The sequence below is a fragment of the Muriicola sp. genome (genome assembly GCF_041567615.1).
In the GTDB taxonomy this organism is placed as follows: domain Bacteria; phylum Bacteroidota; class Bacteroidia; order Flavobacteriales; family Flavobacteriaceae; genus Muriicola.
This window is the reverse complement of record NZ_JBFGBM010000094.1, coordinates 1-10,040: the sequence shown is the minus strand read 5'-3', so window position 1 is coordinate 10,040 and position 10,040 is coordinate 1. Positions and strand designations below refer to the sequence as shown.

The 10,040-nt window shown below is 49.3% G+C and carries 10 protein-coding genes and 1 pseudogene; 4 read left to right on the top strand and 7 right to left on the bottom strand.

All coding sequences use genetic code 11. The features are described from left to right. Positions 1-184, bottom strand: a pseudogene (locus tag ABYP73_RS07890) (nitrogen fixation protein NifS); the annotation flags it as partial. Between the two features lie 153 nt (positions 185-337). Here ABYP73_RS07890 and ABYP73_RS07885 point away from each other — a divergent pair. Beyond that, on the top strand, positions 338-745 hold the full coding sequence (locus tag ABYP73_RS07885) for a DUF2721 domain-containing protein (RefSeq protein ID WP_372945132.1): 408 nt from the start codon (positions 338-340) through the stop codon (positions 743-745). A gap of 12 nt (positions 746-757) precedes the next feature. On the opposite strand, the gene ABYP73_RS07880 is transcribed toward ABYP73_RS07885, so the two are convergent. The 5 genes from ABYP73_RS07880 to ABYP73_RS07860 form a co-directional block, all read right to left on the bottom strand. Further along, positions 758-2,029, bottom strand: coding sequence for a nitrate/nitrite transporter (locus ABYP73_RS07880; RefSeq protein ID WP_372973956.1), 1,272 nt, complete (start codon positions 2,027-2,029; stop codon positions 758-760). A 42-nt stretch (positions 2,030-2,071) separates the two neighbouring features. Continuing rightward, positions 2,072-3,205: a DUF819 domain-containing protein gene (locus tag ABYP73_RS07875; protein WP_372973955.1), complete on the bottom strand. Its 1,134-nt coding sequence runs from the start codon at positions 3,203-3,205 to the stop codon at positions 2,072-2,074. A gap of 61 nt (positions 3,206-3,266) precedes the next feature. Next, on the bottom strand, positions 3,267-3,788 hold the full coding sequence (locus tag ABYP73_RS07870; RefSeq protein WP_372945135.1) for a DinB family protein: 522 nt from the start codon (positions 3,786-3,788) through the stop codon (positions 3,267-3,269). Positions 3,789-3,910: 122 nt separating this feature from the next. Next, complete coding sequence (locus ABYP73_RS07865; RefSeq protein ID WP_372973954.1) at positions 3,911-5,593, bottom strand: hypothetical protein; 1,683 nt, start codon at positions 5,591-5,593, stop codon at positions 3,911-3,913. Positions 5,594-6,060: 467 nt separating this feature from the next. Then, complete coding sequence (locus ABYP73_RS07860; protein ID WP_372945137.1) at positions 6,061-6,750, bottom strand: bestrophin family ion channel; 690 nt, start codon at positions 6,748-6,750, stop codon at positions 6,061-6,063. Positions 6,751-6,844: 94 nt separating this feature from the next. Here ABYP73_RS07860 and ABYP73_RS07855 point away from each other — a divergent pair, with 94 nt between their 5' ends. Continuing rightward, on the top strand, positions 6,845-7,900 hold the full coding sequence (locus ABYP73_RS07855; RefSeq protein ID WP_372945138.1) for a hypothetical protein: 1,056 nt from the start codon (positions 6,845-6,847) through the stop codon (positions 7,898-7,900). Positions 7,901-7,953: 53 nt separating this feature from the next. On the opposite strand, the gene ABYP73_RS07850 is transcribed toward ABYP73_RS07855, so the two are convergent. Continuing rightward, positions 7,954-8,532: an arylesterase gene (locus tag ABYP73_RS07850; protein WP_372973953.1), complete on the bottom strand. Its 579-nt coding sequence runs from the start codon at positions 8,530-8,532 to the stop codon at positions 7,954-7,956. Between the two features lie 186 nt (positions 8,533-8,718). On the opposite strand from ABYP73_RS07850, the gene ABYP73_RS07845 reads away from it, so the two are divergent. Both ABYP73_RS07845 and ABYP73_RS07840 read left to right on the top strand, forming a co-directional pair. After that, positions 8,719-9,408 (top strand): ABC transporter ATP-binding protein, encoded by a 690-nt coding sequence (locus ABYP73_RS07845; protein ID WP_372973952.1) that lies wholly within the window; start codon positions 8,719-8,721, stop codon positions 9,406-9,408. Continuing rightward, on the top strand, positions 9,405-10,040 hold a 636-nt coding region (locus ABYP73_RS07840; RefSeq protein WP_372973951.1), incomplete at its 3' end, for an ABC transporter permease. The genes ABYP73_RS07845 and ABYP73_RS07840, both read left to right, overlap by 4 nt.

Sequence of the window (10,040 nt, the reverse complement as noted above, 5' to 3'; positions counted from 1 at the left end):
TTATTGAGGCGGGGTAGGGATAATAGGGCTGTACCTTGTTCTCAAGGTAAAAATCAGTCAGTTTTTCGATAAACTGCCTGCAGGGATAGGAGCCACCCGCGTTCTCAAAAAACGCCCAGCCTTTCAGGTCGGGTTGAGAAAATGCCGGAAATTGACTGCGAACAAAAGAGATGTCGAGTTCCATAAATCAGAGTTCGTGTTCTCTTCCCAAGGTACTGAATTCTTCCTTTTCCAACTATATCCGGCAGGGGATGATGGACATAAAAAAAGTTTGAGGTTCTGAAGAGCTGTGAAAGCGCTATTTTTGATCTCAAACACCAAGATTTCTAATCGACCTATGCAAGAATTGACCCTTACCACCCCCGCTCTGTTATTCTCCGCCATTTCCCTGATTATGCTGGCCTATACCAACAGGTTCCTGGCCTATGCCGCCGTTATCCGCAATCTGCACGACATTTACCTTCAGAAAAAGGACGATACCCTCATCGAACAGATCAGGAATCTTAAACTGCGCCTGAATCTCACCCGATGGATGCAGATCTTCGGGATCACCAGCCTGCTGCTCTGTGTGCTCACCATGTTCCTGATCTATATAGAACAACATATGGCCGCCGTTTGGATTTTTGGGGTTGCCCTTGTGCTGCTGATCATTTCTCTCGGCCTGCTGATCCGGGAAATTCAGATCTCCACACACGCTTTGCACCTGCATCTGAAAGACATTGAAGACCATCTGGAGGCACCCTGAGGTATTTATGATCTACTCCGTGGATGAGAGGGACTTACCGAAGATCTTGTGGTAATAGAAGGCCACTCCGCCTCCCATGGCTGAGAAAGCGGCCAGCATCCAGAAAACGTCGCGGTGTCCTGAAACCCCGGGCGACCTGTCGAGCAGATAGCCCATGGCAGGTCCTGCAAATATATCCGGGGTAAAACCAACGAGGGAGATAAGGCCCACCGCGGTCCCTGTGAGGACCAGGGGAATCCTGCCGAGTTCCATGACTGAAAAGTAAAGACATCTGACGGCATAGACCCCTGAGGCAACAAGGATAACAGACAGGACGAAAAGAGCTGAAGAGGTACCCGGAAGGATCCCTGTTGCGAAAAGTACGGCTCCTGTGAATGCGATCAGAAACCCTATCAATAACCACAGGGTGGTCTTTGAGCGATCCGCTAAAATGCCTATGGCGACTCCCACGACGGGGCGGATGTACAAAAGGAATGTACCTATACGAGCCGATTCCACCTGGGTATAAGACAGGACGTCCCGTGCATAGAGAGAAAACACATCCGTGATCTTATACCCCACGTAGGCGCAGAGGATGATCACCATTAGCAGCCAGATAGCGCGTAATTTCATCACCTCCCTGATCTCCGATATTGTTATGCGCTCCAGGACGATCGATCGCCGCCGTTCTGGTTCGATCCTGAGGAAGAACCAGACAAGGATACCCACCAGGGTCACTATACCCGAAGAATAGAGTATCACATTCGAAAATGCCCTCCTGCTTTCCTCAAGTGATAATTGCAGGCCTTCGGCAGGGATAAAGAATGAAAATATGTAGACCCCCATAGAGCCGAAAAGAGCGCCGACCAGGCCCCGGCCTCCGTCGAGGAATCCGAAGGCTTTTCCCTGGGAAGCGTCACCACCCCAAATTCGCGTGGCTTTGATCATGGGGGCCCAGAATAGAAAGATGGTGGTCAACCCCCAATATCCATACAGGACCTTCAGGGTATCAAAGGATGGGAACGTGGCAAATAGGAGTCCGCCCAGGGCCGTGGTCCAGAGGGCTATGGCGATCAGTTTGCGGGGAGGGTATTTGTCGGCCAGAGGTCCCCCGGCCAGGTATGCAAACAGGGCCACAAATCCATAGACGGAGAAACACAATCCGAGTTCCACATTGGTCAGTTCAAAAGTATCCAGTACGGTAGGTCGGAACACACGTGCCAGAACAAAGGGCAGGATAAAGACCGATTCCCCAGCGAGGATGAGAAGGGCCAGGAAGTACCAGGGGGGTCTTTTGTAGTCCATAGAAGCAGGAAGATAGTACTATATTCCGACAAAAATGACGGATCACAGGAGGTATACCACCATAAATCCAAGGTAAGTCCCCAAGGCATTGCCCAGGGTACCCACAAGGATAGCGGGGAGGATCAGCTCATTCCTGTGGAAGGTCTCAGCCAGGGCAATGGCCGTGGTCCCTCCACCGATGTTGGCCTGACTCACGATGGCGATCATGTCCCAGTCGCGATAGATCAACCCTCCCAGTAAAATGAGCAGGATTCCATGGATCAGCACGGCCAGGGAGGCAAAGAGGAAGATCGTGATGCCCACTTCCTGTAATTCCACCACGGCACTGAGGTCGCAGTAGGCCCCAATGACGGCCAGGAAGAGGTAGATCAGGTAGAGTCCGAGGGTGTGACTACCCTGAAGTCTGCTGACGAACGGGAACTGGGCGAGGGCGATGCCTATGGTGGAGATCGTCAGAATGGAAGGGATCTGTGGGAAAAGGAGGGACAGATATTCGGATATAAAATACGCCGCGACCCCCAGGAACATCAACCACATCAGGGAATGCATGGAAATTTTATCCTTCTCCGCAGAGGCTGCGGATGATTTACGAACCCCCAGTTTTTTGTCCTGCCAGAAGCGGCGCATGACAGCCGGAATGGAGAGGGTGACAATGATCCAAAGAGTGGTGACCACATTATCTACCGCAATGGTACCTGCGTAGAGCATCCCTTTTTTCTGGAAATCGTATTCCAGGGCAATGGCGTTGAAATTGACACTGCCTCCTGTATAGGTGCCTGTCAGCATACCTGCGAGGGTATCCCCGTCTGGCCCGAAAACGCGCTCGGGAGAAAGGACATACCAGGCTGCCAGGACCCCAAGTGTCGTGGCCAGGGAACCCAAAAGGAAGAGGACGATCATGGGTGCTCCTGCCTTCTTGATGCTGGTCAGATTGACCCCGAGAAGGAGGTAAAAAATAGAAATAGGTGCCAGGTAGGTAAAAATCCCGTCGTATAAGGGAATGGAATCAGAGGCGCTCGGTATCCAGCCCAGGTTGGCCAGAATTGCCGTCAGGACGATGACGATCAGTGCGGCTCCCAGTTTCTTCCCATACCTGGTTTGCCCGGCGTAAATGGACAGGATCACCAGCAGGCAAAGTATCCCAAGGACATAGATGGGATCTCGAAATATACCCATGCCCTAAAGATATCAAATTAAGCAAACCGGAAAGTAATGGGGCCAGGTATCTCCTTCCGATCTAAAAAAGCTTGTAAGATGGGGGCGTGATTCCCTGCATTCGGAGGTAGATGGCTGTTTGCCCCCTGTGGTGCCCCACGTGTTCATTCGCCTTTCGGATCCATCCCAGGCGGGTGACCTCAAACGGCCCCCTGACCACAACCTCATCAAAGGTAGCCGGGTCCATTTTGCGGATCCCGTCCATGGCAAAATCGAAACTTTCGGCAACGATCCTTCTGACCTCAGACTTGGTGTGAAAGGAGTTTTCCTGTTCGATGTTGATATCTCCGTAAATCGGCGTCTGTCCTGTGCCGTTGGCTGAAAGTCCGATGGTACCCTGGGCCCCGTGGAGCATTTGTGCTGCAAAACTGCGGACGCTTTCCGTGGGCTTGAAATCGAATTTATCCTCAGGCATGGCATCGATATATTCCAGGGACATCGCCTTGCTCCTCTCGAAGTCTGCAATCAGGTCTTGGATAGTATTCGATTGTGCGGAAGCGTTCAATATCGTGCCTGCAAACAGAAGGAGAACTAGTTTTTTCATATCATCTCATTTTGGAATCCTATCAAGATACAAAATAAAGAGGTTGAAATATAGGGGGTTGGGCAATTCGTTGGCCTATACCTCACTAGTAATCACATTGATAAAGGAAGATCAGGACCTTCTTAGTCCTTCACATTGATCAGCACGGCCTCACAGCGCGAAAGGTCGGAGTTTAGGACGATGTTTTCCGAAGATTCCCCGTCTATGATCTCGATAGACACCGTATTGGGCGGGAACCTGCCCAGGTTATGAGCATAGAGGAACAGATCGTTGGGCTGGGAGGAATCCAGCTTGAGTTCAAAGCCCTTTTTCTGATAGGTGAGGTTGTACTTCGAGACGATCGGGTACCCATTGAGATAGATAGATACGATATCCCCATCCTCCCGGCCGTGGTCCCACAGCTTGATCTGTACGATCTTACTGTTGACCTCCAGTTCTTTGACATAAGTGATGGACCTCCCGTCAAAATCAGTTCTTTTTTCAGGAATCTTTACCTCTTCAACTTCTTCCTCCTCAACAATGTCCTCCTCGACGATCATCTCTTCTTCTTCTTTTTCTTCTTCTTCTTCTTCTTCTTCTTCTTCGGGGACCACCTTATCCACCACCTCCTCCTGTAAAACTTCCACTTCCTCTTCGATCGCGATTTCTTTTACCTTTTCAGGTTCGGGTTCACCCGGGGGATCCGGGTCAGTTTCAGGTTCCTGGGCAATCACGATTTCTTCTGCAGGGGCAGGGGTGTTGGGATCCCTTTTGTCTATGGTAAAGAAAGGGGACGCGTATTTGGCTGTATGGAACTTATCGGCCGGGAATAGTTCAATCCCCATGATCCTATAATTATCACCCTTAGGCAAGGTGGTATTCAGCCTGATGCCTTCTGCCAGGGAATTGTTTTTGAAAACACCCAGTTCCTGAATCACCGTATTGTTTCGTAGCAGGTAGAATTTTATGGTCTTCTCTGTCGGAAGGTTTTCTGTATTCCACTGTATAGATGCGGGATCCGGGATGGTCCAGACACTGCCTTCCCGCGGATAGGTGATCTCCAGAGCCGACCTCCAGTGTTTCCTCTCCCGTAACTGCACCTCATTCAACTCTGTGATGGTCTGTGTAAAATCGGTATAGGGCCTTACCACAGCCAGACCTGAGACTACTTCTTCGAGGAGGGTGTAAAAGGCCTTGACCTCTTCCAGGGCGTTGGACAGAGGGATCTGATCGGAGTATTTTTTGCGCAGACTCCTGAAACGGTCTGACACCCTCTTACTTACTTTCTTATCGATCCCAGGTTTTTCGGTCTTTCCGCTCTCTTCCAGAAGTCTTTTTGCCGTTTTTAATTTCAAATATCCGAACCTGTTCTGCAGGAATGCTATCCCGTCTTCATAGGCAACGGATTTATCCGACTTCAGGTTTGCAGCTATCTCATAGGCCTTTTTGTATTCAAGCAAGGCATGCCTGAGGCTGACCTCGGCGAGCTTCCTGCTGGTTTGTACGGGTGAATTCGTGGCCAGATTCAGCAGATCAAGCAATTGTTCTACCGGGATGCTGTTCACTCCCTCATCAAAAACTCCCTGCAAGTATTCTGTGCCCAGCCAGGGAGACTGTAGCAGGAGGTAATTCCGTTCCATCCTATCAAGTGCCCTTGGTGGACCCAGTTCTTCGGTGATAGCTTTATATTCCGCTTCATTCCACGGAGTAGGATCATCAGAGATCACCTTTTTGCTGACCTCTATGGGATCCTCTGTGATCTCCACAGTGGTCACTGCCATTCCCGGAATGGCCAAAAGGCCAAGAAAAAGGCACAATAAACTCAAATGCTTTGATTTCCCCATGACTTTGGTCCGACCTCAGCGATCGTCATTAATATCATTATCAAAACTATAAGAAGGGGAAAAAATTGTAACGGGAGTAATGAATTTGTTATCAGGAAGTTATAAACGAAAGAATATTCCTACAAATCTATACATTGTCGGGGGTATCGATGGGATTCTGACCTAAAATTTACAGGTCGGTTTTGGGTGTGAAAACCAACTCAAAGTCGGGCTAACAGCACGTAAAAAGCCCAGAAAAAACAAAAAGTGAAGAAAGCGTAAACGAGGAATGTAAGTGTAGTTCTTTTATTCATAAGATTTGGTTAAAGTCTAAAGAAACGGATTTTCCTTTGAAGCCCGAATTCTTCACCGTAAAAGGTACGATTATTCCGATGTACGACCCAAAATCCGATGAAATGCACATTAATGTATTGAGGGCCTGCAAGTTAAGCACACAGCGGTATAAGCCCTTATCGGTCAATCTTAAAACTGTCGAGCTTGATATCATCCAGGCCGTAATCGTCGAAGGGATATTCCAGTTGATCCTGAATATTGTAGAGGGAGATCAGGATGAATTCCGTCAGGAGGACCACGAAAAAAGTCACGTAGGTCGGGTTGTCCGCCCCCATGTCATGGATGATGGTCGGGGCATAGATAAAAGGAAAGATGTAAATGAAGAGCTTGCAATAGGCCTTCAGGCTCAAGGGCGTCCTGTGCGTATTGATGGCATGCAGATTCTCAAGGGATTCGTGCAGATCGTTCATAAATCGGAAGATCCTGTCCTTCAGGCGCCCTGACATTATTTCCCCTTTAGCGTCAACAAAAGATTGAACTTTGTTGAGAATCGGGTCCAGATACTCTGTGGTTTCCCTGTTGTTCTTCAGGTGTTCCATGGAACTGTCGCTGATCTCCCTTAGGATATCCGAGATCTCCTGTTTCTCCTCCGGGGCTAGGTTGTTGGACGCATTGGCGAAATAGTACATGGTTTTTAGGGCGCTCCGGAACTGGCTCAGGTGCTCCAGTGCCTTTTCCCGCCGGCGGAAGGATCCCCGGATCGTAAATACCAGGGGAAAGACGATCGCAATACTCAGCAGGGTAAGGTCTATGTGAAATTGAATATCCAGTTGAAAACACAGCACGACAGTCAGCACCGAGATCATCAGTGCGATCAGAGTCCGCTGGTTAATTATGGACAGGTATAGTTTAATGGTCAGAAATTTAGTATATTAACTTGTTAAAGCTAACCACAAAGTTGTGAAAAACCAAACATTACTTTTAATCCTTACCCTCCTTATCTACAGCCCGGTCTCCCTTTTGTCTCAGGCTTCGGAGGCTGTGGATCGGGAGACGACACGATTGTTCCTCGAACAGGATATCCTGCCCATCAGGCTGGGATTTTCCAACAAGGAAATGAAGAAGGAAACCAATGACAGCACCTACATCTTTACGGCCTTGCATTTCAGTGACCAGGGAGAGTGGGATTCCCTTGATGTCCGGATCCGGGCACGGGGGAACTACCGAAGGGCGCATTGTTACTTTCCGCCTCTCAAGGTAAAGATCAAGAAATCCGAGGCCAAAGAGACCCTTTTCAAAGGCAATAAGGAATTGAAACTGGTCATGCCCTGCGTACAGTCGAGCAGCACTCACGACAACATAGTAAAGGAATATATGGCCTACAAGCTGTTCGAGGTGATCTCTCCCTACCACTTTAAAACACGCATGGCAGATATCGAATTCACCGAATTCAGGGGAAAGAAGAACAAGGTCCACAAGGTGAAGGGATTTCTTATTGAAGACATAGACAAGGTGGCTGAGCGTGCCAATGCGCGCAAAATGAAAAGAGTGGTACACCCGCTGGAGCAGGACGATCTGGCCTCGGTACAGAACGATTTTTTCCAGTTCATGATCGGCAATACCGACTTTTCAACTGCCTACCAGCACAATCAGAAACTCATCTTTACAGCAGACTTCAAGACCATTCCTATCCCATATGATTTTGATATGTCCGGCCTGGTGGATGCGAGTTATGCTGTAGTCTCCCAGGTGGGAGGGGAGGTGCTCGGTATTGAAAGTGTGACCGACAGGCTTTATCGCGGATTTGAAAGAGATGAGAGCGTCTTCCAGGCCGTGAGGCAACAGTACCTGGAATTAAAACCTGAGATATTCAGAGCCATAGATGATCTCAAGGTTCAATTCGAAAACGAAAAGGAATTCGGGATCGCCAGAAATTTTATAGACGACTTCTTTACCATCCTGGAAAACGACAGCCAATTCAATAGTCAGATCCTCAGGAAGACGAGAACAAAATAATAAAGTAAAGGATTAAATATAATATCTTAAAAGACTTCTAATCAAAATAATAATCATAGTATTGGCCTCATAATTGTCCAGACATTCTGAGCCACCTTACGCTGTCCTTCCTCTGTAGGATGAATGCCATCTGCCTGGTTGAGTTTAGGGTTCCCGGCCACCCCTTCGAGCAGGAAGGGAATGAGATAGGCCTCGTTTTTTTCCGCCAGTTCAGGAAAGATACTTCGGAATTCTGCTGTGTATTCAGGCCCCATATTGGGCGGAATCTGCATCCCGGCCAGGACGATCTTTACATCCGGGTTATGATTCTTCACCGTGTCTATGATAGCCTGTAGATTTTCCCTTGTTTCTGAAAGCGGTATTCCCCTGAGTCCGTCATTGGCCCCCAGTTCGAGGACGAAGATGTCGACTTTTTCCCCCATAAGCCAGCTGATCCTGCTTTCGCCGCTGGCGGTAGTCTCTCCGCTGATCCCTGCATTGACCACTAGATAATCCAGACCGAGGGAGTCTATCTTTTCCCCGATACGTGCAGGGAATGCCTGTTCGGGCTCCAGACCCATGCCGGCTGTAAGGCTGTTTCCGAAAAAGATGATGGTTTTTCTGTCTGGTCTGGCAACTGATTCATCCTCCACTGATGTCGGTGTCGGGGACTCAGACTTTGGGTCGGATTTCCTGTTTCCCGATTCGCCGCAGCTTATTGACAAGGCAAGGCCCAACAGATAACAAAACTTTAACACGGATCGCCCTGATCTTGAGAACATATTCAGAATCAATTTTTTAATTTCCCGCCTCTTAACCGGATATAAAGAATTTCATACGTGTCAAAGATATTAAACGTCAGCCAACTCAGAAAGACCTATAATAGCGGCTCAGGAACCCTTACCGTCCTAGATGACATCACCTTTTCCCTCGAAGCCGGGGAAACCTTTGCCATCGTGGGTCCTTCGGGTAGTGGGAAGACCACATTACTCGGATTATGTGCCGGGCTCGACCGCCCTGATTCTGGGCGTATTGACCTGTGTGGAATTGAGATCGATACCCTCGATGAGGACAAAAGGGCATTGTTGAGGAATCAGAAAGTTGGGTTCATCTTTCAGGACTTTCAACTCCTTCCAACGCTTACTGCCCTTGAGAATGTAGCCGTTCCCCTCGAATTACAGGGGGTTAAAAATGCCCAGTCAAAAGCCGTGACCCTTCTGGAAAAGGTAGGACTGGGGGCACGCGTCCACCACTATCCCTCTCAGTTGTCGGGAGGAGAGCAGCAAAGGGTTGCCCTGGCGCGTGCTTTTTCGAATACTCCCGAGATCCTCTTTGCCGATGAGCCCACCGGCGAACTGGATGAAGAGACTGGGCAGAAGATCATTGAACTCCTTTTCGATCTGAACAAGGAAGCGGGCACCACTCTGGTGATCATAACCCATGATATGGACCTCGCCCGTAAGACCCAGCGCATCCTCCGGCTCAAAGGTGGAAAGATACACAGGGATGAAAAGGTAGTGGCCCCATGAAAGACCTGCAGTCGGCCAAAACTGGTATTTCCTGGTTAATCCTCATGGCCTGGAGAGACCTCCGTTCCAATGCGGGGAAACTGTTCCTGTTTATGTCTTCCATTATCATCGGGATTGCTGCTCTGGTAGCGATCCAATCCTTCGGGAACAATCTTACTACCAGTATTGATATGCAATCCAGGGCACTTATGGGGGCCGACTATGTGATTGACAGCAATCATCCCGCTAATGAAGAAGTGGTAAGGATCATGGATTCCCTTGGCGGACCCGACAGCCGTGAAATCAACTTCGCTTCCATGGTGGTTTTCCCAAAAAGGGGCAGGAGTAAGCTCGTACAGGTAGTAGGTACGGAACAAGGATTTCCCTTTTACGGGGAATTGGAAACAGATCCTCCGGCTGCCGCACGGGGCTACCTGGTCAAAGGCTCCGCCCTGGTGGACGCCACCGTCATGCTTCAGCAAAACCTCCGCGCCGGTGACAGCATCAAGGTTGGGAATATATCCCTGCCCATAGAGGGTGCCCTCAAGAGTGTTCCCGGGAGATCTGCCCTCAGTAGCAGCGTGGCCCCCGCCGTATTTATCCCTTACGATAAGATCACCCAGACAGGGTTGCTTCAGCGCGGCAGCCGCGTC

Bases quoted from the DNA above. Each gene is read 5' to 3' on its own strand.
- ABYP73_RS07885 (WP_372945132.1), top strand. From the start codon at position 338: ATGCAAGAATTGACCCTTACCACCCCCGCTCTGTTATTCTCCGCCATT.
- ABYP73_RS07880 (WP_372973956.1), bottom strand. From the start codon at position 2,029: ATGGACTACAAAAGACCCCCCTGGTACTTCCTGGCCCTTCTCATCCTC.
- ABYP73_RS07875 (WP_372973955.1), bottom strand. From the start codon at position 3,205: ATGGGTATATTTCGAGATCCCATCTATGTCCTTGGGATACTTTGCCTG.
- ABYP73_RS07870 (WP_372945135.1), bottom strand. From the start codon at position 3,788: ATGAAAAAACTAGTTCTCCTTCTGTTTGCAGGCACGATATTGAACGCT.
- ABYP73_RS07860 (WP_372945137.1), bottom strand. From the start codon at position 6,750: ATGATCTCGGTGCTGACTGTCGTGCTGTGTTTTCAACTGGATATTCAA.